At 61.2% G+C, this 24,379-nt stretch carries 26 protein-coding genes, 1 tRNA gene and 1 pseudogene; 16 read left to right on the forward strand and 12 right to left on the reverse strand.

What is annotated here, in order from left to right; genetic code table 11:
• Positions 1-130: 130 nt before the first annotated feature.
• Together IE093_RS20000 and IE093_RS20005 are read left to right on the forward strand one after the other, a co-directional pair.
• Positions 131-817 carry an SOS response-associated peptidase gene (locus IE093_RS20000; protein ID WP_189472334.1) on the forward strand — a complete coding sequence of 229 codons (687 nt, stop codon included), beginning with the start codon at positions 131-133 and terminating at the stop codon, positions 815-817.
• On the forward strand, positions 814-3,675 hold the full coding sequence (locus IE093_RS20005; RefSeq protein ID WP_229803797.1) for an insulinase family protein: 2,862 nt from the start codon (positions 814-816) through the stop codon (positions 3,673-3,675). Before IE093_RS20000 ends, IE093_RS20005 begins: the two co-directional genes overlap by 4 nt.
• A 65-nt stretch (positions 3,676-3,740) precedes the next feature.
• Here the strand turns inward: IE093_RS20005 and sbcB are convergent, their stop codons facing one another.
• The 4 genes from sbcB to minC all read right to left on the reverse strand — a co-directional run bounded on the left by sbcB (position 3,741) and on the right by minC (position 7,159).
• On the reverse strand, positions 3,741-5,201 hold the full coding sequence (gene sbcB, locus IE093_RS20010) for an exodeoxyribonuclease I (RefSeq protein ID WP_189472336.1): 1,461 nt from the start codon (positions 5,199-5,201) through the stop codon (positions 3,741-3,743).
• 92 nt (positions 5,202-5,293) lie between these two features.
• Positions 5,294-5,545: a cell division topological specificity factor MinE gene (minE, locus tag IE093_RS20015; RefSeq protein ID WP_189472338.1), complete on the reverse strand. Its 252-nt coding sequence runs from the start codon at positions 5,543-5,545 to the stop codon at positions 5,294-5,296.
• On the reverse strand, positions 5,542-6,360 hold the full coding sequence (gene minD, locus IE093_RS20020; RefSeq protein WP_189472340.1) for a septum site-determining protein MinD: 819 nt from the start codon (positions 6,358-6,360) through the stop codon (positions 5,542-5,544). Before minD ends, minE begins: the two co-directional genes overlap by 4 nt.
• A 64-nt stretch (positions 6,361-6,424) precedes the next feature.
• Positions 6,425-7,159 carry a septum site-determining protein MinC gene (gene minC, locus IE093_RS20025; protein WP_189472342.1) on the reverse strand — a complete coding sequence of 245 codons (735 nt, stop codon included), beginning with the start codon at positions 7,157-7,159 and terminating at the stop codon, positions 6,425-6,427.
• A gap of 282 nt (positions 7,160-7,441) precedes the next feature.
• On the opposite strand from minC, the gene IE093_RS20030 reads away from it, so the two are divergent.
• Entirely contained in the window at positions 7,442-10,219 is a 2,778-nt protein-coding gene (locus IE093_RS20030) for a DUF349 domain-containing protein (protein ID WP_189472344.1), read from the forward strand.
• 84 nt (positions 10,220-10,303) lie between these two features.
• Here IE093_RS20030 and phbB read toward each other — a convergent pair whose 3' ends face one another.
• Positions 10,304-11,050, reverse strand: a complete 747-nt coding sequence (gene phbB, locus IE093_RS20035) for an acetoacetyl-CoA reductase (RefSeq protein ID WP_189472346.1) — start codon at positions 11,048-11,050, stop codon at positions 10,304-10,306.
• Positions 11,051-11,239: 189 nt separating this feature from the next.
• On the opposite strand from phbB, the gene IE093_RS20040 reads away from it, so the two are divergent.
• Positions 11,240-11,316 (forward strand) — tRNA-Met (locus tag IE093_RS20040).
• Between the two features lie 202 nt (positions 11,317-11,518).
• On the opposite strand, the gene IE093_RS22810 is transcribed toward IE093_RS20040, so the two are convergent.
• Both IE093_RS22810 and IE093_RS20045 read right to left on the reverse strand, forming a co-directional pair.
• A complete protein-coding gene (locus IE093_RS22810; protein WP_308427218.1) occupies positions 11,519-11,689 on the reverse strand; it encodes a hypothetical protein in 171 nt (56 codons plus the stop codon).
• 40 nt (positions 11,690-11,729) lie between these two features.
• A pseudogene (locus IE093_RS20045) lies at positions 11,730-12,137 on the reverse strand (DUF3750 domain-containing protein); the annotation flags it as partial.
• A gap of 156 nt (positions 12,138-12,293) precedes the next feature.
• Here IE093_RS20045 and IE093_RS20050 point away from each other — a divergent pair.
• Complete coding sequence (locus IE093_RS20050) at positions 12,294-13,226, forward strand: thioredoxin family protein (protein WP_189472348.1); 933 nt, start codon at positions 12,294-12,296, stop codon at positions 13,224-13,226.
• Between the two features lie 11 nt (positions 13,227-13,237).
• Here the strand turns inward: IE093_RS20050 and IE093_RS20055 are convergent, their stop codons facing one another.
• Entirely contained in the window at positions 13,238-14,392 is a 1,155-nt protein-coding gene (locus IE093_RS20055; RefSeq protein ID WP_189472349.1) for a MalY/PatB family protein, read from the reverse strand.
• 49 nt (positions 14,393-14,441) lie between these two features.
• Between IE093_RS20055 and IE093_RS20060 the strand changes: the two genes are divergently transcribed.
• Genes IE093_RS20060 through IE093_RS20095 form a run of 8 tightly spaced genes read left to right on the forward strand, consistent with a single transcriptional unit; the run spans position 14,442 to position 19,112 of the window.
• Positions 14,442-14,867, forward strand: coding sequence for a hypothetical protein (locus tag IE093_RS20060; protein ID WP_189472351.1), 426 nt, complete (start codon positions 14,442-14,444; stop codon positions 14,865-14,867).
• Positions 14,868-14,886: 19 nt separating this feature from the next.
• Positions 14,887-15,708, forward strand: coding sequence for a hypothetical protein (locus IE093_RS20065; protein ID WP_422731005.1), 822 nt, complete (start codon positions 14,887-14,889; stop codon positions 15,706-15,708).
• 52 nt (positions 15,709-15,760) lie between these two features.
• Complete coding sequence (locus IE093_RS20070) at positions 15,761-16,171, forward strand: acyl-CoA thioesterase (protein ID WP_189472355.1); 411 nt, start codon at positions 15,761-15,763, stop codon at positions 16,169-16,171.
• A complete protein-coding gene (gene ybaK, locus IE093_RS20075) occupies positions 16,168-16,638 on the forward strand; it encodes a Cys-tRNA(Pro) deacylase (protein ID WP_189472358.1) in 471 nt (156 codons plus the stop codon). Before IE093_RS20070 ends, ybaK begins: the two co-directional genes overlap by 4 nt.
• Before the next feature lie 54 nt (positions 16,639-16,692).
• Positions 16,693-17,019 carry a hypothetical protein gene (locus IE093_RS20080; RefSeq protein WP_189472359.1) on the forward strand — a complete coding sequence of 109 codons (327 nt, stop codon included), beginning with the start codon at positions 16,693-16,695 and terminating at the stop codon, positions 17,017-17,019.
• Positions 16,991-17,512: a DUF501 domain-containing protein gene (locus IE093_RS20085; protein ID WP_189472360.1), complete on the forward strand. Its 522-nt coding sequence runs from the start codon at positions 16,991-16,993 to the stop codon at positions 17,510-17,512. The genes IE093_RS20080 and IE093_RS20085 overlap by 29 nt, the downstream gene beginning before the upstream one ends.
• A 56-nt stretch (positions 17,513-17,568) precedes the next feature.
• Positions 17,569-18,120: an LOG family protein gene (locus IE093_RS20090; protein WP_189472363.1), complete on the forward strand. Its 552-nt coding sequence runs from the start codon at positions 17,569-17,571 to the stop codon at positions 18,118-18,120.
• Positions 18,121-18,140: 20 nt separating this feature from the next.
• Entirely contained in the window at positions 18,141-19,112 is a 972-nt protein-coding gene (locus IE093_RS20095) for an NAD(P)H-quinone oxidoreductase (RefSeq protein WP_189472365.1), read from the forward strand.
• Here IE093_RS20095 and IE093_RS20100 read toward each other — a convergent pair whose 3' ends face one another.
• Together IE093_RS20100 and IE093_RS20105 are read right to left on the reverse strand one after the other, a co-directional pair.
• Entirely contained in the window at positions 19,113-19,637 is a 525-nt protein-coding gene (locus tag IE093_RS20100) for a 3'-5' exonuclease (protein ID WP_189472367.1), read from the reverse strand. It abuts the gene before it with no gap.
• A 75-nt stretch (positions 19,638-19,712) separates the two neighbouring features.
• Positions 19,713-20,225, reverse strand: a complete 513-nt coding sequence (locus tag IE093_RS20105; RefSeq protein WP_189472368.1) for a tetratricopeptide repeat protein — start codon at positions 20,223-20,225, stop codon at positions 19,713-19,715.
• A gap of 231 nt (positions 20,226-20,456) precedes the next feature.
• On the opposite strand from IE093_RS20105, the gene IE093_RS20110 reads away from it, so the two are divergent.
• The gene (locus IE093_RS20110) at positions 20,457-21,488 is read left to right on the forward strand and encodes an NADP(H)-dependent aldo-keto reductase (RefSeq protein ID WP_189472370.1); all 1,032 of its coding nucleotides are present in this window, start codon (positions 20,457-20,459) and stop codon (positions 21,486-21,488) included.
• Positions 21,489-21,584: 96 nt separating this feature from the next.
• Positions 21,585-22,367 carry a peroxide stress protein YaaA gene (gene yaaA, locus IE093_RS20115; RefSeq protein ID WP_189472372.1) on the forward strand — a complete coding sequence of 261 codons (783 nt, stop codon included), beginning with the start codon at positions 21,585-21,587 and terminating at the stop codon, positions 22,365-22,367.
• A gap of 13 nt (positions 22,368-22,380) precedes the next feature.
• Here the strand turns inward: yaaA and IE093_RS20120 are convergent, their stop codons facing one another.
• Positions 22,381-22,953: an isochorismatase family protein gene (locus IE093_RS20120; RefSeq protein ID WP_189472374.1), complete on the reverse strand. Its 573-nt coding sequence runs from the start codon at positions 22,951-22,953 to the stop codon at positions 22,381-22,383.
• A 93-nt stretch (positions 22,954-23,046) separates the two neighbouring features.
• Between IE093_RS20120 and IE093_RS20125 the strand changes: the two genes are divergently transcribed.
• A complete protein-coding gene (locus tag IE093_RS20125) occupies positions 23,047-23,871 on the forward strand; it encodes a Tim44 domain-containing protein (RefSeq protein WP_189472376.1) in 825 nt (274 codons plus the stop codon).
• Between the two features lie 87 nt (positions 23,872-23,958).
• Here IE093_RS20125 and IE093_RS20130 read toward each other — a convergent pair whose 3' ends face one another.
• Positions 23,959-24,156, reverse strand: coding sequence for a hypothetical protein (locus tag IE093_RS20130; protein WP_189472379.1), 198 nt, complete (start codon positions 24,154-24,156; stop codon positions 23,959-23,961).
• Positions 24,157-24,379 lie beyond the last annotated feature (223 nt).

The raw sequence follows: 24,379 nt of genomic DNA on the forward strand, positions 1-24,379 counted from the left end.
AACACTGTTTCCGACCAGCATATCGACACCACGCACAAACGCAAGCCCAAGGCGTGGCCAGCATTCCCCTTGGGCTTTCCTGCCTGGGGGGAGTTGGTTACTCTTGGCGGCTGTTCCCTCAGGAGACACCATGGCCGGCCGTCTGTATATCGCGCCCCTCGACCTTTCCCCTGCGTTGCCCGACCTGGTCAGCGAGACACCGCTGATGACCAGCGCCAACCAGGCACCGCGCTCCCCCTTGTCGATCATACGCCTGGATCGCGGGCGACCTCATTTGGTTACGGCATTCTGGGGATTGACCCCGCCCTGGCTCAAGGTGCTCGATCACGCGCCGCATTGCGCGCGCGCGGAGGGTCTATCGTCACGCCCCATGTTCCAGGAAGCATTTGCCGCTCGTCGCTGCCTGATCCCGGTCAGCGGCATCTATGTCTGGAAACCGCAACCCCGTTTCAAGCAGCCCTTCCTGGTGACACGCGTCGACCGAGGCCCTTTGCTGCTGGCCGGGCTATGGTGTCGCTACCACACCACCCTGACAGAGCATAATGACTCCACCGCTCTGATCACCGTGGACACCAATGCCCTGCTGGCTCCCCTGACCGACCGCCTGCCGGCCATCATCGACAACGTCTCGGCCAAGGCCTGGCTCGACCCAGCGACACCGCAAGAGGAGGCTCGCCATTTGCTAGTGACAGCCCCGTTGGAACTGTTGGGCGCTTTTCCGGTATCAAGACGAGTGAACGATCCCTCGCACCAGGACTGGGCCTGCGGCCACCCTACCGGCCCCATGCTTCGCTGGAATACCGCACAGGAGACATGATGCGTATCCCATTCTTCCCGACTGCCGTCACCACCCTTCTGGGAGGCCTCGCTCTGAGCCTGACTCCCATTCTCGCTTCACCGTCACTTGCCGATGATCATGAAGGGCGTGAAGGTGTCACTCGCGTGGAGACGCCGCTTGTCAGCCCCCACGACAACCGCGATTACCGCATTCTGACACTAGACAACGGGCTCTCCGCTCTGCTGGTCAGCGACCCGGAGGCCGACAAGGCCGCCGCCTCGATGAATGTGGGTGTGGGCAGCGCCAGCGACTCTAGCGACCTTGCCGGCCTGGCGCATTTCGTCGAACACATGCTGTTCCTCGGCACCGACGAATTTCCCGAAGCTGATGCCTACCAACGCTACATCAGCCGCCATGGCGGCAGTCACAATGCCTTCACTGCGTCTCAGGACACCAACTACTTCTTCAATATCGAGCCCGACGCCCTGCCCGGCGCTTTGGATCGTTTCAGCCGTTTCTTCATCGCGCCGCTGTTCAATGCCGACCAGTTGGAAAGCGAACGCAATATCGTGCACTCGGAGTTCCAGGCCCGGCTTCGCGACGACGGCCGCCGAATCCATGACGCCCTCAACCAGGTTCTGAACCCTGACAACCCCACTACCGGCTTTGCCGTGGGCAGTCGTGAAACCCTAGCCGATCGCAGCGAGGGAGAGCCCAGCCTGCGCGAGCGAGTCATCGACTTCTACGAGAGCCATTACGGTGCCAATGTCATGCACTTGGCAGTCGTCGCGCCCCAGCCTCTGGACGAGCTCGAAACCCTGGTCCGCGAGCGCTTCGTCGATGTCCCCGACCGCAACCTATCGCGCCCCGAGGTGGAGGCCCCACTGGTGAAAGCCGATAGCCTACCCCTGGCCCTCGACGTTCAGTCAGTGCGCGACAGCCGCCGGGTGCTTTTTTTGTTCCCGATCACCGATCCGATCAACCACTATCGTCACAAGCCAGCCGAGTATCTCGCCAACCTGCTCGGCCACGAAGGCGAAGGCAGCCTGCTGTCGGCCCTGCGGGAGGCGGGACTGGCCGATAGATTGTCCGCCGGTGTCACCCGAGGCGATGGCAATGAAGCACTGTTCTCGATCGATATCAGCTTGACCCGGGCCGGGGCCGACCACTTGCCCCGCATTCAGGCCAGCCTGTTCGAAGCCATCGCCCTGATCGCCGACGACGGACTCGAAGAGTGGCGCTACGACGAGCAGGCCAGCCTCGCCGAGCCGGAATTCCGCTTCCAGCAGTATGGCTCCCCCCTGGATAGCGCCATGCGCCTGGCCATGAACATGGCCCATTTCCCATTGGAGGACGTCAACTATGCGCCTTACCGCATGGACGGCTTCCAACGTGATCAGATCCAGAGCTACCTGGACGCCCTGCGCCCCGACAACCTCCTGCGCGTCTATAGCGGTCCCGATGTCCAAGGCGAAGCCGTGTCGCCTTGGTTTCAGGTTTCCTACCGCGTGCAACAGCCGCAGGACTGGGCCAGTGCCGAGCCGTTGGCGGGCCTAAGCCTACCCGGCCCCAACCCCTTCATCGCAGAAGACCTTACCTTGCTCGAACAGCAGGATGAGAAACCTCAGCACTTGGTCGACGAAGAAGGCTTTTCGCTCTGGCATCAGGCTGATGCTCGCTTCGACACCCCCAAGGTGGAATGGCGCTTCAGCCTGCAGCACCCCAACGCCGCCACCGAAGCCCAGGATGCTGCTCTGTCACGTTTGCTGGCAGGCTGGCTCGGTGACAGCCTGAACGAACAGCTATACATGGCGCGCCTGGCTGGCCAGCGCTTCGAGGCCTATGCTCATGCGCGTGGCATCACGCTGTCGTTCTCCGGCTGGCGCGACGGCCAGGAGCTGGTAATACGGCAGGTACTGTCCCAGTTGATCGAGGGCGAGATCACCGAGGCCAGTGTCGCCCGTGTGCGCTACAGCCTGGAGCGCGAGTGGCGCAACGCACCACAGGCCCCCCTTTACCGGCAAGCCAACCGCACCCTCGGCGAAGCCCTGGTTCGTCCCCAGTGGCCGACATCCACTCTGCTCGAGGCCGTACGCGATTTGAAAGCCGAGGACCTGCGCGAATTTCGTCGCCGCTTCCTCGATGAACTACGGCTCGAGGCGATGGCTATAGGCAATCTGAACGCCGAGTTGGCCAAGCGCGAAGCACGCCTGGTCGCCGAAGCATTACGCCCGAGCCTGTCGAGCGACCAGATCCCTGATCTCGAGCCGCTGCAGGTATCGAACGATCTCCCCCCCCTGCATCCCGAGACCAGTCGTAAGGAATCGTTGGTGCTGCGCTACCTGCAAGGCCCCGACCGCTCGCTGACCAGCCAAGCACGACTGGCCGTGCTCGGACAGTTAATCAGCACCCCATTCTACACACGGCTACGCACCGAACAGCAGCTCGGCTATGTCGTCAATGCCAGCTACATGCCGCTGCTCAACGCTCCTGGCCTAACCCTGCTGGTGCAGTCGCCGGATACTCCGAGTGAGGAGATTCAGGCGCATATCGATACCTTCTTGGAGGAATTCAGTCAGATGTTGGCCGGCCTGGACGAAGAGGCTCTGTCATCCCACCGTCAGGCGGTACGTGACAGGCTCCTCCAACGTGACACTTCACTCGGTAGCATGACCGATCGGTTGTGGCGAAGCCTGGCCTACGGCGATACCGAGTTCAACCGACGCGAGAAACTAGCCGCGCGAGTCATGGAGACTTCCCCCGAGTCACTGCGGGAAAGCTGGGCCACGCTACACGATAAGGGTGTGCTAAACATCACCTTCGACCCCGGCGACTCACCCAGCGACGTGCTGGCCCTGACCGCCGAGTTGTCCCCCCTGCCCCAAAGCGATGGGTGAGAGTCTGAAACGTCGAGACCCGGGCATCCCGGGTCTCGCAGTCTTTCGCCAGGCCGGGCGCTCCCCTAGCCGAAGGCCTGGGCCGGCATGATCGCCTCCACATGCATCACCAACTCTTCGAGAATCTGGCGATCGCGCTCGGATAGATCGACTTGGTTCAGACGCTCGATTTCACGCGCAAACCCAGGCAGGGTCAAACTGCCGAGACTGGCATCGTTCATTCGCGCCCAACGGTAGGCTTCCCACTGAGCCTGCTCATCTGCACTCAAGGTGTCCGGATAGCTGCGCGCGCGGTAGCGGAACAGCATTTCCTCCAGGCGGGGGTCCTGGAAGGCGAACGGTGTCTCGGCAAGCTGCCAGGGATCGGTCTCGCGGACACGCTGCATCTCCTGGCGATCGGTGGGTGAGAAAAAGCCACCGGAATAGAGCATCAGATCCGGGTCGCGAGGCCCCTCCGCTGGCGCCTCGGCGAACACGGCAGCCGCCTTGCGCCCGGCTTCGGCATCCGCGCACAACGCCTGCCAATGCCGTTCGCACAGCTCCCGGTCGAGACCGACCCGTTTGGCCACGTCATCTGTGACGGCTGCGATCGGCAATACCACCGGGCTCCTGTTGATATGAATCACCTTGAGCGGGATACGTGCCTCGCCTTCGGCAAGTTCCTCGGCACCGACGAAGACACGCTCGCGAATTGCCTCGGCCGACAAGGAGAACAGTGGCGCCGGATCCACCGAAAGATCGTAGACAATGACCCCATTGGGGTTAGTGGGGTGCTCAGCCAGGGGCACCACCAACGCAGCACAGCCACGACTGGCGGGATAGCGTCGCGAGATATGCAGCATCGGCTTGCGCGAAGGAACATCCAATAGCTTGGTCACCTCACGCTTGCTGCGCAGCCGCAGCAAATAATCGAACAGCTTGGCATTGCGGGCTCTCAGCAGGCGTGCCAGGGCGATGGTCGCACGTACATCGGCCAAGGCATCGTGGGCACCGCTATGCTCGATGCGATTGGCGGCAGTGAGATGTTCGAGCTTGAAGCTGGGTGCGCTGTCATCGCGACGGGGCCACTCGATCCCTTCGGGACGCAGGGCATGAAAAGCCCTCACCGCATCGATCAGGTCCCAACGCGAATTGCCGTTCTGCCATTCCCGCGCATAAGGATCGAGGAAATTGCGATAGAAGAGATGACGACTGACTTCGTCGTCAAAACGTAGACTGTTGTAGCCCAAGGCACAGGTGCCCCGCTCACTCATCAGAGCATTGATATGACCGGCGAACTCGGCCTCGGGCAACCCACGGCGAAACGCCTGTTGTGGCGTGATGCCGGTGATCAGGCATGCCTGGGGGTGTGGCAGATAGTCATCGGCTGGGCGGCAATAAAGAGTGACCGGTTCACCGACCTCCTGAAAATCGACATTAGTGCGAATAGCCGCGAATTGTGACGGACGATCGCGACGCGGGTCGGCACCAAAGGTTTCGTAATCGTGCCACAAGAAGCTCTGAGGGGCGGCAAGGGGCTGCGCCATGGGCGGTCTCTCCAACGGGCCGGATGCCAGGAGGGCTCAAGCCTAGCACAGTCCACGGCCTCGCTCAGCCACCCTCCAAGCGGGAGCCGACGTCAGGTACGTGGCAACGTCACATTGAGTTCGAGCACCGAGCAGTCTTCGTCGCGGTCGAGGCTAATGTTGATGGCATCCTGATCCACTTTGACATAGCGACGAATCACTTCCAGCAATTCACGCTCCAGCATCGGCATGTAGTCCGGCTGATCGCGCTGGCTGCGTTGGTGCGCCACGATGATCTGTAGCCGCTCCTTGGCCACCGATGCCGTCTTCTTGCGTTCGCCCCTGAGAAATTCCAGCAGTTTCAACGGCGACCTCCTCCGAACATGCGGCTTAGCAAACCTTTTTTCTGAAATTCGTGAAAACGCAGCGGCACGTCTTCACCCAACAGGCGCGACACCGTGTCGGTATAGGCCTGGCCAGCATCGCTCTTGGCATCGTGGGTCACCGGAATCCCCTGGTTGGACGCCCGCAGTACCGCCTCGGACTCGGGGATCAGCCCCAGCAGATCGATGGCCAGAATCTCCTGGATGTCATCCAGATTGAGCATATCGCCATCGTCGACTCGCGACGGGTTGTAGCGAGTAATCAGCAAATGTTCCTTGACCGGATCCTGATTGCGTTCCGCGCGGCGTGTCTTCGACCCAAGCAGGCCGAGGATGCGATCCGAATCGCGGACCGACGACACCTCGGGGTTGGTGACCACGACCGCCTCGTCGGCGAAGTACATGGCCAGTTGCGCCCCGCGCTCGATACCCGCCGGTGAATCACAAATGATGTAGTCGAAATCCTTGCCCAGCATATCCAGGATCTTCTCGACGCCTTCGCTGGTCAGGGCATCCTTGTCGCGCGTTTGGGAAGCCGGCAGGATATGCAGGTTGTCGACCCGCTTGTCGCGGATCAGGGCCTGGTTCAGGCCAGCTTCGCCCTGAATGACATTGACCAGGTCATAGACTACGCGCCGCTCGCAACCCATGATCAGATCCAGGTTGCGCAGGCCCACGTCGAAATCGATCACCACCGTCTTCTTGCCCCGCAGCGCCAGCCCGGTGGCGATGGCTGCCGCACTGGTCGTCTTGCCGACCCCGCCCTTGCCGGAGGTCACTACAATGATCTTGGCCAAGATAAGCTTCCTGTTGCTAGTGGGAGAGGATATTGACTACCGATCCGCATGCGTGGCCCGGTTATCAAGCGAGCGAGGCAATGCTCAACTGGTCATCGCTCAACTGCACTTGAACCGACTGCCCCAGCAGACGGGGATCGATGTCTTCCAATCGCTTGTAGTTGCCGGCCACGGAGAGCAGCTCGGCATGCAGCTCGCGACAGAAGATACCCGCCTGATGGTCGCCATGGATACCGGCCAAGGCACGCCCGCGCAACGCGCCATAGACATGCACGCTACCCGCCGCCAATACCTCGGCACCGGCATTGACCGCACCGATGACCACCAGATCGCCCTCTTGGGCGCTGACCTGCTGTCCCGACCGCACTGTGCCACGATAGATGCGTCCACCACTGGCAGCCCCGACCGGTATCTCAGCTTTGTCGACGGGAGCCTCGGAGACGGCGGCAACGCTTTCCAGGTTGCGAGACTTGATCTCCTGCGGCGGAAACCAGCCAAGCCCCAGCGCCCAAGCTGACTGCTTGACCGGGTCCGTACCTCCGCGCACCGCCACCGGCAGTAGCTTGTGTGCACGGCATACAGCACAGATCCGTTCCAGCGCCAAATGCGGCTCATCGAGCTTTTCCACGCTTAGTACGACGGGCGTATGCTGGAAGAAGGCCGGTGACTGACTCAATTTGCCGGCCAGTTGCTCACGGATCCGCTCGGGATCCGCACTAGTCAGCTCCATGACTGTCATGGGCAGCATGCCCCCCTTGAAGGAAAACGCCATGCTCGCCCTGTCCACGTTCAGACTCATTGCCGGACTCCACGTCAGGTGATGAGGGTAAAACTAAGCGACACGTCTCGCTCCTGCAACTGATCATAAGGCCAGCACGCACCGCTGTCAGTGTCTCCAGAAAGCAACATCAAGCGACTCTAGTGCAACCATCAGACTTTTCCACTTCCTCATCACATGCTTAGATAACAGTTCGTCCGATGCCCTAATAACCACCCAATGGCGCCTGTGCCGACTGCCTCAAGGCACATCTCGCTTCGCCAGTCCACCACAGGGATGCGCGCCACCATGTCAGGATCGTTCATGTCAGGTTGGATTCAACGATTGTTCACCCGCCGCTGGCAGCACCCGGATCCCCGCATCCGGGCTCAGGCCGTGGCCAGACTGGACCCGACGCGAGAAGAGGATCGGCATGCCCTCGAACAGCTCATCGACGATGACGATGCCGAGATCCGCCTGAAAGCGCTGGCGAAGCTACACGACCCGGCGTGGCTGCTCGAACGCCTGTCAGCGGGCTCCGATACCCCTCAGTTGCGCCTTCGCCTGATCGACCTACTAGTGGGGCGGGAAACCGGTATTACCCTGCACGAGCGCCTGTCGCTGGTCGAGCGCCTCGATGACACCCAACTGCTGTCTGACATTGCCATGCAGGGTGACAACCAGCAGCTACGCCTGGCCGCCTTGGCACGCCTGAGCGACGAGGAGGCATTGGTCCAGCAAGCCTGCGAGAACGGTATTGCAGCGGTGCGACATGCAGCCGCCGAACGTGTGAAGAGTGAGGAAGGGCTCACCCGGCTGACACGCCACGCCAGACGTGACAAAAATGTCGCCCGCCTGGCCCGAGAGCGACTCAACCAGCTTCGAGCCGACGCAGCTCAGGTGGTGCAGGCCCATGCCGAACGCGAACGTATCCTGCAGGCACTCGAACAGCATGCCCAGCATACCTGGGAGCCTCTGTATGCCGGGCGTTATCGACATCTGCAGCGAGAATGGGAAGCTCTCAAGAATCTGCCCAGTGCTGAACAGGAACGCCGCTATCAGGATGCCTGCCTGCTATGCCGCAAGACAATCACCGACCATGAAGCACAACGACATGTTCATGAGGTCGCCGATCGACAGCGCGAGGATGCTGCCCAGACCCGCCAGTCGCTCGTGGAGGCGCTCGAAGAGTCGTTGCAGGGACTGCGACTGGGCGAACGCCTTGGCACGCAGGACATCGACAGTCTACGTGCCCAGAAGCGCCTGCTGGCCAGTCGCTGGCAGGCGCTTTCCGATACCCATCCTCCCGAAGATGCCTTGCGTCAACGCTACGATCACGCCCTTGATGAGTATGAGCGTATCGGTCAGGCCTGGGAACGCCTAGGGCAGAAAGCAGAGGCCCTGCAACAGGCCCTGGCCGAGGATGATAGGGCATGCCTGGCGGCCCTTCATGAGGAGTGCGCCTGGCCCGACTGGTTACCACCCACTCCTTTGCTCGAGCGCGTTCGGAATCTACTGCACGAGGATAGCGCCGCTACCTCGCTCAGCCACGACCAACGCCTGCAAGCCTTCGAACGCGACCTGCAAGAGCTAGAGCGCCTGCTCCAGCAAGGAGCTTTCAAGGGTGCCAGTCGCTTGCATCAGAGTCTTCGCCAACGTGCAGAACATCTTCCCGAGAGCCGTCTCCACCCCCTCTTGGGCACACTCAAACGTCTAGGCGCCCAACTCGCCGAGCTACGAGATTGGCGTGGTTTCGTCGCTGGCCCCAAACGCAATCAACTTTGCCAGGCCATCACCGAACTGGCGGCTGATGACAGCATCGTTGATGCCGAACTCGACCGTCGCCATCGCCAACTGGTCAAGGAATGGAAAGAACTCGGCGATGCTGCCGCCGACCGTGAACTGTCCACACGCTTCAGGGCCGCCTCTGACCGCATCCACGAACGGCTCGCCCCCTGGCGCGAAACTCAGAACCGGCAACGTGAACGCAATCTTGAAGCCCGACAAGCCCTCTGCGAGCAGCTCGAGGCATTGCTCGAACAACCTGATCCGGCCGCCGACCCCGACGCCCTGCGCGACATCCGCGACCGAGCCCGGGAGCAATGGCGACGCCACTCGCCGGTGCCACGCGATCAGGCCGAAGCCATTGGCCGCCGCTTCGGGCGAATTCGCCATGGGCTGCAGGCTCTGATCGATCGCCGTGCCCAGGAAATCGCCAGCGCCAAACGCGATCTGATCGAACAGGCCAGGGAATTACAGACATCTTTCCATTCCGTCGGTCAACGCGCCGAACAAATCAAGGCGCTGCAACGACGCTGGCGCGGACTCGGCCGTGCTCCCAAGGGGGAAGAGCAAGCCCTGTGGCGAGAGTTTCGCACCATCTGCGACGCCATTTTCGCCAGCCGTGAAGCTGAGCGCGACAACCGGGCCCAGCGCGCCAAAGCTCAGCTCGATGCCATGCAGGCCTTGATCGATCGTATCGATGCCTGGCAGCCCGACACCAGCCAGGACACTACCCTACTCGACCAGGCCATTGCCGAGGCCGAGTCTCTCGAGCCACTGCCCCAGGGCCGCCGCAGCGAAGGCATGCGTCGCCGCTGGTCGGGCATCCTGCGTGCCCGTCGCGGCCGCCTGGAGCGCCTGGCCGTCCAGGAAGAAGTCGAACGCTGGAAAACCCTCCAGCCACTGCTCAATGCTCATCTCACCGCCGATGAGGCCGTACTGATGGGGCAGGAAGCGGTCGATGTGCCCTCCGATGACACCCTGAGCGGTGACATGATCCAGGCACACCTGCATCGCAATGCTGCCCGCCGCCATCCCCCGACCGATACCGAGGTCGAGGAAACCTTGACAAGGCTTCGCGTACACCTAGCCCTGTTGGCGGGCGCACGGGTCAGCCCGCAGGATGACCCCTTGCGTCTGGCGATTCAGGTCGAGCGTCTGAACAATGGCCTGGGCCGTGAGTTAACCCTAGCCGAGGAACTGCATGGCGTGCTGCGCGAGATCTTCGCCACTGGCCCGATCAGCAAGTCGCTATGGATGCGCGAAGCCAGCGAGTTGGACACGCTGCTGACGAAACTGCTGAGGCTGCCTCCATCGTGACCTCCCTGCCCACCCCATAAAACAAGGCGCGAGGCCGGAGCCTCGCGCCTGATTCCCATGTTCGAGCCTATGTGCCGCGAACAATTAGCCCATGAACTGACCGCCGTTGATATCCAGATTGGCTCCGGTAATGAAACCGGACTCCTTGTCGGCCAGGAAGACAACCGCCCGGGCGATCTCCTCCGGCGTACCGAAGCGCTTGACCGGAATCCCTTCACGGATAGACTCCCGAACCTTTTCCGGGATTTTCATGATCATGTCGGTGGCGATATAGCCCGGCGACAGGGTATTGACGGTAATGCCCTTGGTGGCCGTCTCCTGAGCCAGCGACATGGTCACGCCGTGCATGCCAGCCTTGGCGGCGGCATAGTTGACCTGGCCGAATTGCCCCTTGCGGCCGTTGATCGACGAGATATTGACGATGCGGCCGTAACCCGCTTCCAGCATATCCTCGATCACGCTGCGACAGGTGTTGAAGACACTGTTCAGGTTAGTGTCGATCACCTCCTTCCATTGCTCGGGCGTCATCTTCTTGAGGGTACCGTCGCGGGTGATACCGGCACAATTGACCAGCACGCTGACCGACCCATAGGTGTCGCGGATCTCGCGTACGCCCGCCTCGCAGGCAGCATAGTCGGTCAAGTCGATTCCGGATAATGCGATATTGTCGTATCCGTCGGCGCGCTGCTGTTCCAGCCAAGTCTTGGCTTTTTCGGGGTTGTTGTATCCGGCGATGACCTGATACCCCTCCTTGGCCAGAGCCCGGCAGATTGCTGTGCCGATTCCCCCGGTTCCGCCGGTTACCCATGCTACGGGTGCTGTGTTGGCCATTTCTTATCTCCCTGATTCATGACACTTATGCGACTGACGAGCCTTGCCCGTCATGTCCAAGTCTCGAGTTGGTAGGTGATAGTCTGCTACCACCCACCCCATAGTATGGTCACTTAAGTTACAGGGGCACGAGCGTTGAACCAACCCTTGACGCATCGCAAGAAAAGCGTAGAATGCACCTCACGTTGATGCGGGGTGGAGCAGTCTGGTAGCTCGTCGGGCTCATAACCCGAAGGTCATCGGTTCGAATCCGGTCCCCGCTACCAAATATAGAAAAAGTCGGCACCCAGTGTGCTGGCTTTTTTGTTGCAACACCGGTAGCTCGTCGGGCTCGGCTTTCCATACCCCCAGGAAGGTCATCGGTTCCCTCTTGTTTCAGAATCAGCGGTCCCCGCTACCAAATATAGAAAAAGCCGGCACTCAGTGTGCCGGCTTTTTTCGTTGGAGTAACTCGTCGGGCTCGGCTTCTCACGTCCCCTCCTCCCGCCCCTTGATGGGGGCCGGCATGCCGACCCGGCCGATTCCCGGCAGCTTGAGTGCTGGCCGTATCAGGTCGATTCCCAAGCTCAGCCCCAGCACATTTACCTCCAGCCCCTCTTCGGCGGCGAGCAGAACGCCTGTTGGGACCCGGCCAGACACGATAGCGGTCGGGATCAGGATAGTCGGCCACGGCAGCCTCGATTTGAGGAATCAGGGCCTTCGCACGTTCACCGCGGTAGTCGGCCAGCAGGGTAGGAGAGTTCCCGAACCAAGAGCGATCAGGCTCGTCGTCGCGAGTCACGATCGTTGGGCGCCTCCAGCTTAATACCTGATAGGTTCGATATGTCGACGCCGCCTCCTCCTTGGTCGCGATCCAGGTATGCACACCAAAGGCACCGCGCCAATTGAAGGCTCTCGCCGCATAGATCTGCACCACCGCTTCAGTGGCTTCCGATGCCGGTGGCGCCAAACCCACCGAGGTACGTTCAGCACTACGCCAATGGCTATTGAGGTCGATGCGTTGGCTCGTCAGCATCAGCAAGGGGCCTGTCAGCATCAATGCCAGCCCCAACACGACCAACCCGATTCCGCGCAGCACTTGTCCCATCCTCACTCCTTTCCCGCTCTCTCGACGTCACTTGGACCGTCGTCCGGCGGTGCCACCCATACCCATCTGCCTAGGCCATTTCCGTGAAGGGCTTGAATCGTGGCCATGCCACCCACATCTTTGTGGTAAATTCCATCATGCTTCAAGGTTATCCCTATGCCGATCGTCGATCCACGCAGTGGTGAGCCGCTGACTACGCCCGATACCGATTCTTCCTCCGCACCTTCGGGCGCCGACCCGGCCAGTCATATCATCGACGTCGACATGAGTAACTTCCAGCAGGTCGTGCTGGAGGGCTCGATGAACACGCCGGTCCTGCTCGACTGCTGGGCGCCTTGGTGCGAACCCTGCAAGAACCTGACACCGGTGCTGGAAAAGCTGGCCCGCGAATACAACGGCGCTTTCGTGCTGGCCAAGCTCAACATCGAGGAGAACCAGCAGATCGCCGCCCAGCTTGGCATCCGCTCGGTTCCCGATGTCAAGCTGATCATGCAGGGGCAGCTTTACGACCAATTCCAAGGGGCACTTCCCGAGAAGCAGATCCGCGATTGGTTGTCCCAATATCTCCAGCCGCCGGCCGATGCACCAGAAAGCCCTGAGGAACAAGCTCAGGCGGCGCTCGCGGCCGGTGATGCCGCCACGGCGCGCTCGATCTACCAGCAGTTGGTACAGGACAATCCTCGGCACTACGATTATCAAGTCGACCTGGCCAGTGCCGTGCTTGCCGAAGGCAACGCTGCCGACGCTCGTACCATTCTTGACAACCTGCCTCCGGAGCACCGCGAGGCTCCCAAGGCACGGGGAGTGAGGGCGCGCCTGGAGTTCGGCGAGGAGGCCCCGAGCCAAAAGGAACTGGCTGTCCTGAAGGACCGCGATGATAGTGAAGCCCGCTTCAAGCGTGCCTTGCGCCAGGTTGCCGATGGCGACTATGAGGTTGGACTCGAGGGCCTCTTGGCGCTGATGAAGTCCGACCGTAGCTATGGTGACGATGCTGCGCGCAAGACTCTGCTACGCGTCTTCGATGCGTTGGGTGCGGATCATCCGCTGACGGTCACCTATCGACGCAAGCTGTTTGCCTTGCTCTATTGAGCGGGGGCACATCAGTGCCCCAGAACGCCATCGAGACGCCGCAGTGCCTCGTCTAACTGTACGGCCGTGGTGCCGAAGTTGAGCCTGGCGAAGCCGGGCCAGCCGAAAGCAGCGCCATCAGAGAGAGCGACCTTGGCCCGCTCGAGCAATGCTTGCTGAGGAGTATCGCCCAGACCGGCCTGACGCAGGTCCAGCCAGGCCAAGTATGTCGATTCCGGCGAGGTCATGGCGACGCCGGGCCAACGTGCCACTTGTGCCACCAGCCGCTCACGATGCTCGCTGAGCACCTCGAGCAGCGCCCGTCGCCAGGGGTCGCCATGAGCATAGGCCGCTTCAGCGGCGACCAGCCCAAGCACATTGGCATCCGGCTGCAGGCCACGACAGCGTGCCGCGAAGCGTCGCCTCAGGTCCGGGTCTTCGATCACAGCACAGGCGCAGGTCAGGCCGGCGAGATTGAAGGTCTTCGATGGCGCCCATAGAGTGACGACCCGCTTGGCCAGTGACGGAAACAGCGCTGCCAGTGGCCGATGACGGGCCCCCGCATCAAGCAGCAGGTCACAGTGCAACTCATCGGAGACGATCACCAGGTCATGGCGCTCAACCAATGCCGCAAGGCCGGCCAGTTCGTCCTCTTGCCATACACGACCGGTCGGGTTATGGGGATGACACCACAGCAATAGGCGAGTCTCGGGAGTGATAGCGGCCTCCAGGGCTTCCAGGTCGAGGCGCCAAGGCTCACCTGCACTCAAGGGTTCGCCGAGTGATGCCGTCTGGCTCAGGCGGCCGGTACGCCTGGCGACCTTCAGGAACGGAGGATAGATCGGCGTCAAGGTCAATACCCCGTCTCCCGGCTCCGTGAAGGCCAGACTCGCCAAATGCAGGGCCGGGACAACGCCAGGCAGCCATAGCTGCCACTCCGGCGCGATATCCCAGCCATAGTGTTCTGCACTCCAGGCACACATGGTCTGGCGTAGACTGTCCGGCACCTGACCGTAACCGAATACTCCGTGATCGACGCGGGCCCGCAGTGCCTCGATCACCTCGGGTGGCGACAGAAAGTCCATGTCGGCGACCCATAGCGGCAGAATGTCATCGGCGTAGCGATGCCATTTCTGAGACGGCCATGAATGGCGTCGATCGATGGGCGTGACAAAATCGAAGCGCATGGCGCCTCCTGTCTGGCAATGCGAGTAAGAACCGAGGAATTATGTGAACATGCCTGAAAGCCCTTTCTATGCCAAGGCCATGCGTGGCACCTCTCGTCTGGTCGGCCACTGGTTGATGATCGGCCAGGCCGATTCCGACCGCCTGGCAATGATCCTGGCCGACACCGCCCGGGTCGCCAAGCTGGGAGAGCCCGAGGATACGCCGGATGGCGCCACTCTTCAGGCCTGGAGCGGCGACAGTCAGCCGCCGTTGTGGGCGGCGCGTGCCGCTACTTTCCTGCTGATGCAGATGCCGTCACGCCCCGCCCCACGCGATGAGCTCGAGGCTTGCGCCTGGGCTTATTGCTGGCTGCGCAACCGCCGTTTCGAGAGCTACGACGAGGCCAGGGCAGCGCTACCCGAGCACCTGCTCGACTCGCTCGATGAAGCCTTGAACGAGGCCTGGGCCGACTCTCAGAGCCAACGTCTGATCTGATCGCCACGCTAAGGACATGATGATGGAAGTTCCCCTGATTTGGCAGGCCGTCAAGCTCGTGGTGTCGATCGGTGTGGTGCTGGGGCTGTCGGTCGTCGCCGAACGCGCCAGCCCGCGGGTGGCAGGCCTGTTGTCCGGCTACCCCCTGGGTACCGCCATCGCTCTGTTCTTCATCGGCTTGGAGATTTCTCCGCTCTTCGCCGCCGAAGGGGCGGTGCATACCCTGGCCGGTTTCACTGCCACTCTGGCGCTGGGCGGCGGCTACCTGCTGTGCGGGCGTCGTGATGGCCTGGGCGGTGTCCTGCTGGGCTCTGTCGGCGGCCTGACTGCCTGGCTCGCTGTCGGCGCCCTGCTGACCCAAGTCGACTTCACGCGCATCACTGGCACCCTGACTACGCTCGTGGCCATCGCTGCCTTCCTCTGGCTCTATCGCCAGGTGCCGGACACCCAGGCCACGCCACGTGGAGGTTTTTCCTGGCTGGCCCTGATGCTGCGAGCAGCGCTGGCCGCCGGCATCATCTTCCTGATCACCGGTCTTGCCCATGTGCTACCCGCCGCCTCGGCCGGTGTCATGGCCGCCTTCCCGGTGACCATGTATCCCTTTCTGGTGATCCTGCATCTGACACATGGCGCAGCCCCGGTGGCCACGGCAATCAAACATTATCCGGCCGGCCTCGGGTCATTGCTGTGTTATACCCTCTGGGTCTCCCTGGCCTATCCGGCCTTCGGCCTGGTACTGGGCACCCTGAGCGGTTTCATCGTAGCTTCGCTATGGCTGTGGGGCTGGATGCGACTGCAAGCTTGGCGCACTCGCGCCCGAGCCGCCATGAGCCAGACTTGACCCGGCCCCGGCTTGGAACAATCCTGAGACACCGACCCATGGAGCCCTCTCGATGTTCGTTCGCACTCTGGAACCCGCGTTCTCCGATACCGACGCCCTGGGCCACATCAACAACACACGTTTGCCGGTCTGGTTCGAGCAGGGCCGCACCGACCTGTTTCGTCTGTTCACGCCGGATCTGGATCCGCGCAACTGGCGCCTGATCCTGGCCCGCTTCGATGTCGAGTTCCATGCTGAGCTGTTCTATGGCCTACCGGTGGAAATTCGCACCTACCTCACACGCCTGGGCAACAGCTCGTTCACCGTGACCCAGCAAGCGTGGCAAGCTGGCCGCCTGGCGGCCCAAGGTGATACGGTCATGGTCCATTTCGATCATGGGAGCAAGCAGGCGATACCGATCACTGGTGGACTACGCCAAGCCTTGCAAGAACATATGCTCGAGAGTGGCGAGGCCACGTCATGACACCTGCCGTACGCATGCTGGAGCGTGCCAGCGTGCCCTTCACGTTGAAGGAGTACCCGCACGATCCCAAGGCACCGGCCTATGGCGAAGAAGCCGCCGAGGCATTGGAATTGTCACCTTTGGAGGTCTTCAAGACGCTACTGGCTCGGCTCGACGACGACCGTCTGGTCGTGGCTATCATCCCGGTTGCCGCCAAGCTTGACCTTAAAGCCTTGGCACGTGCCGCCAAGGCCAAGAAGGCCCGCATGGCTGAAACCAGCGAGGCAGAGCGCGCAACCGGCTATGTGGTGGGCGGTATCAGCCCCCTGGGCCAGAAGAAACGCCTCGAGACCTTTCTCGACACCAGTGCCACGAGCCTCGTCATGCTGCATGTCAGTGGCGGCCGACGTGGCCTGGAAATTGCCCTTGCTCCGACCGACCTTCAGCGCCTCACCCAAGCTCGGCTTGTTGAGCTGGCACGCTTCTGAGCCGATTGATGCCGTTCACGGTCACATGCATACGCCCTGCAACAGGAGAGTGCCATGGCGATCCGTTACAACCTGTGGATCGACCCCGACAACATCGCGCAGCACCGCGCCGTGGAAGCCGACCTGGAGCGCTACTTCATGGAGCGTTTTGCCGACTACCCACATATCCGCTTGTTCGGGGCCGACCCCTACGATTATGATGCTCCGTTCAATCGCCTCTACGATATCTTGATCGCCCGAGCCAACGACTATTGCCAGCGGCAATGGCGTTATGTGCCCACCCCGGTGCAACTCAACCAGGCCTTCTTCCGTGCCGTGGGGCGTTCGCCCAAGTTTCTGCGAGACCCGCAAGATGGTGATCCACACCGATCAGATTCCTGACTCACGACAACTGGCGATCATCACCGAGCAGCTGGGCCGCGCGCCACGCGGCATCCAGACCGTGAGCGCCACCGATGGCAACGGCACCCCATTGGTGTTGCGAATGGAGTCCCTCGTTGACGGTAAGCCCTTTCCCACGCTGTTCTGGCTGTGTTCCGAACGTCTCAAGATCGAACTGTCGCGAATCGAAGCCGACGGCGTGATCAAGCAACTCGAAGCGCGCTTGCGCGAAGATGCGGATTTCCTTGCTGCTTACCACCGTAGCCATCGTGACTACGTCGAACGACGCTGGCGGCACATGTCGAGCACCCAGCAGGCTGAGGTCGAGCGCCTGGGATATGCGACGCTGCTGCGCAAACGAGGAGTGGGCGGCATTAGCAACTGGGATCAGGTGCGCTGCCTGCATACTCAGTACGCCCACCATCTGTGCGGCGACAATGTCATCGGTCAGTGGTTGGATGCCGAGTACGGTGTCGCCGACTGCCTGCCCTGAGCCCCTCTTGCCGCCAAGGGCCTGTTAGAATCGAAGGCCTCATCAAGGAGGACAGCATGGCGAACATTTGTGTCTATCTGGGATCGCGGGAGGGGAAAGGGCTAATGTTTCGCGAAACGGCTGAGGCGTTGGGTCGCGAGATCGCCCAACATGGCCATGGTCTGGTCTATGGCGGCGCTCGCATCGGCCTGATGGGCGCCTTGGCCAACGCCGTGATGGCCGAAGGTGGTGAAGTGATCGGAGTGATGCCCGACCACTTGGTGGAGCGGGAACAGGCGCACCTAGGACTGACTCGCCTGATCCGTGTGGCCAATATGCACGAGCGCAAGGCCAGCATGGCGGCACATGCCGATGCCTTCATTGCCCTGCCGGGCGGCATCGGCACCCTGGAAGAGTTGTTCGAGATCTGGACGTGGCAATATTTGGGATTGCACGACAAGCCTATCGGGGTTTTGGATGTCGCCGGCTTCTATACGCCACTGCTGAACTTTCTCGATACCACGGTGGAGAACGGCTTCCTCGACGCCAGCACTCGTCAGAGGCTGTTCGCCGCCGACCGGCCCAAGCCACTGATCGAGGCACTGGAGCAACGACTTTCCACCCCCTGAATGCAATGCAGGAGGTCTTCATGCATGCCATCGCTCTCGACGAAGATCGGCTAATATGGCGTGAACAGCCATCCCCAGGTGCCATTGGTTCCGACGAAGTCCGTCTACGAGTCGCCTGGGCGGGCATGAATCGTGCCGACATCATGCAACGTGCCGGCCACTATCCGCCGCCTCCCGGAGCCTCCGAGATCCTGGGCCTGGAAGTCAGTGGCACGATCACGGAAGTCGGCCCCAAGGTCGAGCGGTGGCGCGCCGGCGACCGGGTTTGCGCCCTGCTAGCCGGCGGCGGTTACGCCGAGGAAGTGGTGGTGCCAAGCCAACAGGTGCTTCCACTTCCCGAGGGCGTCGGTCTTCGCGATGCCGCAGCGCTTCCAGAAGTCTTCGCTACCGCCTGGCTCAACCTGTTCATGGAGGGAGCACTCAAACCCGGAGAGCGGGTGCTACTGCATGCTGGCGCCAGCGGCGTGGGCACCGCCGCCATCCAGTTGTGCAAGAGCTTCGGGCATCCCTGTTTCGTTACCGTGGGCAGCGATGACAAACTCGGGGCCTGTTTGAGGCTGGGAGCCGAAGCCGGCTGGAACCGCCATCAAGGCAGCTTCGTTGAAGCGGTCAGAAAATGGGGGAATGTCGACTTGATCCTCGATCCCGTCGGGGCGAGTTACCTGGCCGATAATCAGCAGGTGCTCAATGCAGACGGACGGCTAGTACTGATCGGATTGATGGGCGGACGCAGCGCAGAATTGGACCTAGGCCGATTGCTGATGAAGCGTCAGCGGCTGATCGGCTCAACCCTGCGCGCACGCCCACCCCAGGCCAAGGGCATGATCCTTGATGCCCTGCACACACATGTTTGGCCGCGCCTGGCCAGTGGCGAGATTCGTCCCATGATCGATCGTACCTGGCCCATCGACCAAGCCGATAAAGCCATGGACCACTTAATGAGTGACGTCACCATCGGAAAGGTGCTGCTAGCGGTAAGCGGCGAGGGCTGATCATGCTCCAGGACGAGGCTGTCCCTTCTCGGCCTCGACAAGGATTCGGGTACGCTCAAAGGTTAGCTGCAGTAAACGGGCATCCTCGCCAGCACGATGGCGTTGGATGCCACGTTCGCGGATCAAGGCTTCCTTGGTCGCCTTCCACACTCGGAGCTGCCGCTCACTCAATAAGCGTCGCAAAGCCTCCAGGCGAAAGCGCGGCAACATCCCTGCATGATGGAACAGCAGCGACAGCCAAGTGTTGTCATAGCCCCAGCTATCACTGTATGCCACGCCTACCTCGGCCAACTCATCATTAAGCCAGCGCGCCACCTCGAGCACCGGATGTCCCTCCCGCAAAAGTCGTTCCCGCGAAATGCCATGCAGCAACTCGGCCTTGGGATCCCAATGGGTCCACTCCGGAAGCGGCTGAATCAGAAAGGCACAACTGCTGCCATCGGCGCGAGCCAGGCCAATCTCGATCGGATAGCTGCCGCGCCCGAACCCGGACGCTTCGATATCTAGCAGGGTGGGCAGCGTCACGTGATCGGCATCCTCTGTCGTGGCGGTGTGGGTCCTTACCCGTTCAGCCTAAGGTGAAAGCGGGTGTAGGTCGACTCAATGGTGGACCGGCTGTTCCAGTTCGGCAGCATCGGACAGGGAGAGGTGCTGGTCGGCCAGTTCCTGCCAGTAGGCCGCACACCGCGAGTCCACGGCCAATCCCAGCTCGCCACGGCGATAAGCCTCGGCAAGGCGCTTGGCCGCCAAGGGATGGCCTGCCTCGCCAGCCCGGGCATACCAGGTAACGGCATGGTCATCGCGTTGCGGGTACTGCGCGCAACCGTGCTCATAGATACGGCCAGCCTGGTATTGGGCACGTGCGTCCCCGCTATGCGCAGCCTGCAGCACATAGCTAGCCCCCTTAGCCTTGTCCTGAGGACTAACGGCACGGTGGACCAGCATATGGCCATAGAGCGACAAGGCCGCCGTATGGCCTGCATCGGCACAGCGCTGAAAAAGGCGCATGGTCAGTCGCTGGGTGCGCGGTGAGCGCGGCAACCAGCGGGCATGAAAGAGCTGCTCCGCCAGACGATATTCAAGGCGAGTGAACAGAGAAGATGCCTGCGGCATGGCAAACAACCTCGGGTCCTATGTACTTGAAGACGACACTTGCGGTACTCCCCTGTACCTGGCGCCATCGACTCACTGCGCTATTGGCCAACCGGGCTCCGGCCGGGGCAACGGGGTGGCAAGGATACGCCCACCTCACGACCGACTCAACCCCTCACATTTGCCGCGTTGGCATACCCCGGCTACCATGCGACTTCATTCCCTTCTCTTTACTTTGACCTGGAGCGACGAATGCAGATCCGACCCCTCGGCGATACTGGCATCGACGTCAGTCGGCTGTGCCTCGGCACCATGACCTTCGGGGAGCAGAACAGCGAAGCCGAAGCTCACGAGCAGCTCGATCGCGCCGTTGCCTTCGGCATCAACTTCATCGATACCGCCGAGATGTACCCCGTGCCACCCAAGGCCGAAACCCAAGGGCGTACCGAGGCCTATATCGGTAGCTGGCTGAAGCGTCGCGCCTCGCGTGACGACGTGATCATCGCCACCAAGGTCGCAGGGCCCGGGCTGGAGCACATTCGCGGCGGTCCCCGCTTGACACGGGAACACATCCATCAGGCAATCGACGCCAGTCTCACACGCCTGCAGACCGACTATATCGATCTCTATCAGCTTCACTGGCCCGATCGCAGCACCAACTTCTTCGGCAAACTCGGCTATCTCCCCGACGAGGAGGAGGAAGCCACACCGCTGGAGGAAACCCTCGCAGCGCTGAAGGAACTGGTAGATGCCGGCAAGGTACGCGCTATCGGCCTGTCCAATGAAACTCCCTGGGGAGTGATGCGCTGCCTGCGCCTGGCAGAGACCATGGGCGTTCCTCGCGTGGCCAGCGTGCAAAACCCTTACAACCTGCTCAACCGCAGTTTCGAGGTCGGGCTGGCCGAGATTGCCCACCGCGAAGGGATCGGCCTTCTGGCCTATTCACCTCTCGCCTTTGGCGTACTGTCGGGCAAGTATCTGGATGGTGCACGCCCTCCCAAGGGACGCTTGACCCTTTATGAACGCTTCCAGCGCTATACCTCCGAGGTCGCCGAAGAGGCAACGCATGCCTACGTGCGTATCGCCCGAGAACATGGCCTCGACCCGACCCAAATGGCGTTGGCTTACGTCAACTCGCGCCCATTCCTGACTAGCAACATCATCGGGGCCACGACGATGGAACAACTCGAGTCCAACCTGGCAAGCGAATCGCTGAAACTTGACCAGGAGGTACTCGATGCCATCGAGGCGGTACACAAGCGCTTGCCCAACCCCTGTCCTTGAAGAGCGCAAGCGGCCCGGGGCTATCGCATCGATAGCCCCATCGAATGCAACGTCTTGATATACTGCCCCATAGTTCATGGCTTACAGGAGCGCCACATGCTGAGCGTGATTTCTCCCGCCAAATCGCTGGATTTCGAGACGTCGCCCACCACGACGACCTGCACGCAACCTGACTTCCTCGACAAGAGTCGGGAGTTGATCGAGATCCTGCAGGACTATTCGCCACAACAGCTCTCCGAACTGATGGGCATCAGCGACAAGTTGGCTGGCCTCAACGCCGCACGCTTCGCCGAGTGGCAGCCGCCTTTCGATCTCGACAACGCCAAGCAGGCGGCTCAGGCTTTCCAGGGCGACGTCTACGTGGGACTGCAGGCATCGTCCTTCAACGAAGACGACAATGCCTTCGCTCAACGGCACCTGCGCATTCTCTCTGGCCTATACGGCCTATTACGCCCATTGGACCTGATCCAGCCCTATCGCCTGGAAATGGGCTCCCGTCTCCCCAACTCCGCCGGCAAGAACCTTTACGCTTTCTGGCGCGATACGCTGACTGTGGCACTGAACGAAGCCATAGCAGCAAGCGGCAGCCCTGTGCTGATCAACCTGGCATCCAACGAGTATTTCAAGGCCATCAATACCAAACGGCTCGGCGCCAAGGTTATCTCGCCAGTATTCAAGGATGCCAAGAACGGTCAGTACAAGATCATCAGCTTCTATGCCAAGAAGGCGCGCGGCCTGATGAGTGCCTGGATGATTCGCCAACGTCTCGACGATCCGGAAGGACTCAAGGACTTCGATGTGGCCGGTTATCGCTACAATGCCGCCATGTCCGAGGGCGATACATTAGTATTCACCCGCGACGAGGAGACCATTTCCTGAACGGCCTCCTCCTTCAGAACCGCAGAGGTCGTGCCGAGCGCGCTTTCAGGAAATTGCGATGGGCCCGTTTGAAGCGATCACCGTCACAGCGTTCGAGCCATTCGTAAGCCACCATGTCGGCACTCACCGCCACTGCCCCGGCGCTCGTGACTCGGGCCATTGCCAGCCTGGTTTCCTCGCGCCGGCGGCTGGCGATGGCCTCCGTCAACCAATAGACTTCGTAGCCCGCTTCCAGCAAGCCAAGCGCTGTCTGTAACACGCAGATATGCGCCTCGGCTCCACACAGAATGATCTGCCGCCGCCCACACTCAGCCAGAACCCGTGCCAATACCGGGTCATCATGAGCACCGAAGTGCACTTTCGACCAGCGACGTGCATTGGATAGCGCCTCCAGCAAGCGTGGATCGCTGTCTCCCAATCCTTCGGGGTACTGCTCGGTCAGCCACACCGGCACTTCCAGATCCAGTGCCAATGCTCCCAGCCAGGCCGCTTCGTTGACGGCCTGATCGGCCCCATCGATGACCGGCAGCAGCTTGGACTGCAGATCCACGATCATCACCAGACTACTTTCCCGCCTTATCCGCATATTCTTATCCCCTCTCTTATCCCCAGAGCCGAGAATAGCCGGTAAACTAAGAGACCTCGACTCTCGAGCACCAACACGGAGACATCCATCAAGATGCGCAACCTCTTCATCATGTTGCTGGTGAGCATGCTGGGCTTCGGCCTCGCCATCGAGCATGCCGACGCCCGTCGCCTAGGTGGAGGCAAGAGCTTTGGCTCATATTCACGCTCCGCCAATACGACCTCTTCCACGCTTAACCGCACGGCGACCGCCCCACAGCGCCAACCATCCAAAGGACTGTCCCGCTTTGCCGGCCCTTTTGCAGGCCTGCTCGCCGGTGGCCTGCTGGCCTCGCTGTTCTTCGGTGGCGCCTTCGATGAGCTGCGCCTGTTGGATATCCTACTGCTCGGCGGTGCTATCTGGCTTGCCTTCCGTATGTTCCGACGCCGGCGTCAACCCTCCCCGGCTTCAGGCCCACAGGGCTATGCTCAACAGGACAACCGAACAAATGAGCAGCCGCTCCACGCCTTCACTGCAGCCGATCTCGGCAGTAGCGGCGTATCGGTGCATCCACCCTGGTTCGACAAGGAGCGCTTCCTGGGCGGTGCCAAGGAGCATTTCATGACCCTGCAGCGGGCTTGGGACAACAACGACTTTTCTGGCATCCAGGAGTACGTCACCCCCGAGCTCTACAACGCGCTGCGCGAAGAGCGAGCCCGGCATCCAGCCAACAATCGTACTGAAATCGTGCGCCTTTTTGCTGAACTTGGCGATGTACGCGAGTATGGCCAACATGCCGAAGCCTCGGTGATCTTTCACGGGATCATCGATGAGAATGGGGAACACAACGAATTCAACGAAATATGGCACTTGATGCGCGATATTCGAGATGGGGCTCCCTGGTACATTCAAGGCATCGAGCAAAATCCCTCCAACTGAGAGACCTTGAGACACTCCTGGTAGCCAACGATAAGAGGCCGGACACTTCGCCCGGCCTCTTCAGTCCGCCACTCAATAGATCAAGGGTCAGTTCTGCGCCTCTTCGGCAGACTCCTGAACATCTTCTCCCAGATCCTCCATACTCTCGCCGGCATCTTCCATCGCCTCATCGATGTTCTCGCCGGCTTCTTCGGCAGGGCCCTCATTGTCACAGGCCACTACCCCGCCCAGCATCAGGGCAATCATCGATGCAAAACCCAATTTACGCAGCAAGCTCGCCTTCATCGCCGTCTCCTCCTGAGATCTCGATAACACCAATACCACCGCTTCTACCTTAGCGGGCCCAACTTCGATTCTCCAGCCAAGACAGGCAAGTCTTTGTATCTCGAAGTATCTGCTTACCACAGATACAAAAAAGCCCCGGGCGCTGGTCGAGCCCGGGGCCGCAAACATGAAAAACCCCCGGCCTCGCGGGAGGCTGGGGGTTCGAAGAGGTGCCTGACGATGA

Origin of the sequence: Litchfieldella qijiaojingensis, from assembly GCF_014651875.1 — a bacterium.
GTDB classification, from domain to species: Bacteria; Pseudomonadota; Gammaproteobacteria; order Pseudomonadales; family Halomonadaceae; genus Litchfieldella; species Litchfieldella qijiaojingensis.

Excerpts from the sequence above, each read along its gene's own strand:
- IE093_RS20000 (WP_189472334.1), top strand. The coding sequence starts at position 131 with ATGGCCGGCCGTCTGTATATCGCGCCCCTCGACCTTTCCCCTGCGTTG.
- IE093_RS20005 (WP_229803797.1), top strand. The coding sequence starts at position 814 with ATGATGCGTATCCCATTCTTCCCGACTGCCGTCACCACCCTTCTGGGA.
- sbcB (WP_189472336.1), bottom strand. The coding sequence starts at position 5,201 with ATGGCGCAGCCCCTTGCCGCCCCTCAGAGCTTCTTGTGGCACGATTAC.
- minC (WP_189472342.1), bottom strand. The coding sequence starts at position 7,159 with ATGAGTCTGAACGTGGACAGGGCGAGCATGGCGTTTTCCTTCAAGGGG.
- IE093_RS20030 (WP_189472344.1), top strand. The coding sequence starts at position 7,442 with ATGTCAGGTTGGATTCAACGATTGTTCACCCGCCGCTGGCAGCACCCG.
- phbB (WP_189472346.1), bottom strand. The coding sequence starts at position 11,050 with ATGGCCAACACAGCACCCGTAGCATGGGTAACCGGCGGAACCGGGGGA.
- IE093_RS20050 (WP_189472348.1), top strand. The coding sequence starts at position 12,294 with ATGCCGATCGTCGATCCACGCAGTGGTGAGCCGCTGACTACGCCCGAT.
- IE093_RS20055 (WP_189472349.1), bottom strand. The coding sequence starts at position 14,392 with ATGCGCTTCGATTTTGTCACGCCCATCGATCGACGCCATTCATGGCCG.
- IE093_RS20060 (WP_189472351.1), top strand. The coding sequence starts at position 14,442 with ATGCCTGAAAGCCCTTTCTATGCCAAGGCCATGCGTGGCACCTCTCGT.
- IE093_RS20065 (WP_422731005.1), top strand. The coding sequence starts at position 14,887 with ATGATGGAAGTTCCCCTGATTTGGCAGGCCGTCAAGCTCGTGGTGTCG.
- IE093_RS20070 (WP_189472355.1), top strand. The coding sequence starts at position 15,761 with ATGTTCGTTCGCACTCTGGAACCCGCGTTCTCCGATACCGACGCCCTG.
- ybaK (WP_189472358.1), top strand. The coding sequence starts at position 16,168 with ATGACACCTGCCGTACGCATGCTGGAGCGTGCCAGCGTGCCCTTCACG.
- IE093_RS20080 (WP_189472359.1), top strand. The coding sequence starts at position 16,693 with ATGGCGATCCGTTACAACCTGTGGATCGACCCCGACAACATCGCGCAG.
- IE093_RS20085 (WP_189472360.1), top strand. The coding sequence starts at position 16,991 with ATGGTGATCCACACCGATCAGATTCCTGACTCACGACAACTGGCGATC.
- IE093_RS20090 (WP_189472363.1), top strand. The coding sequence starts at position 17,569 with ATGGCGAACATTTGTGTCTATCTGGGATCGCGGGAGGGGAAAGGGCTA.
- IE093_RS20095 (WP_189472365.1), top strand. The coding sequence starts at position 18,141 with ATGCATGCCATCGCTCTCGACGAAGATCGGCTAATATGGCGTGAACAG.
- IE093_RS20105 (WP_189472368.1), bottom strand. The coding sequence starts at position 20,225 with ATGCCGCAGGCATCTTCTCTGTTCACTCGCCTTGAATATCGTCTGGCG.
- IE093_RS20110 (WP_189472370.1), top strand. The coding sequence starts at position 20,457 with ATGCAGATCCGACCCCTCGGCGATACTGGCATCGACGTCAGTCGGCTG.
- yaaA (WP_189472372.1), top strand. The coding sequence starts at position 21,585 with ATGCTGAGCGTGATTTCTCCCGCCAAATCGCTGGATTTCGAGACGTCG.
- IE093_RS20120 (WP_189472374.1), bottom strand. The coding sequence starts at position 22,953 with ATGCGGATAAGGCGGGAAAGTAGTCTGGTGATGATCGTGGATCTGCAG.
- IE093_RS20125 (WP_189472376.1), top strand. The coding sequence starts at position 23,047 with ATGCGCAACCTCTTCATCATGTTGCTGGTGAGCATGCTGGGCTTCGGC.
- IE093_RS20130 (WP_189472379.1), bottom strand. The coding sequence starts at position 24,156 with ATGAAGGCGAGCTTGCTGCGTAAATTGGGTTTTGCATCGATGATTGCC.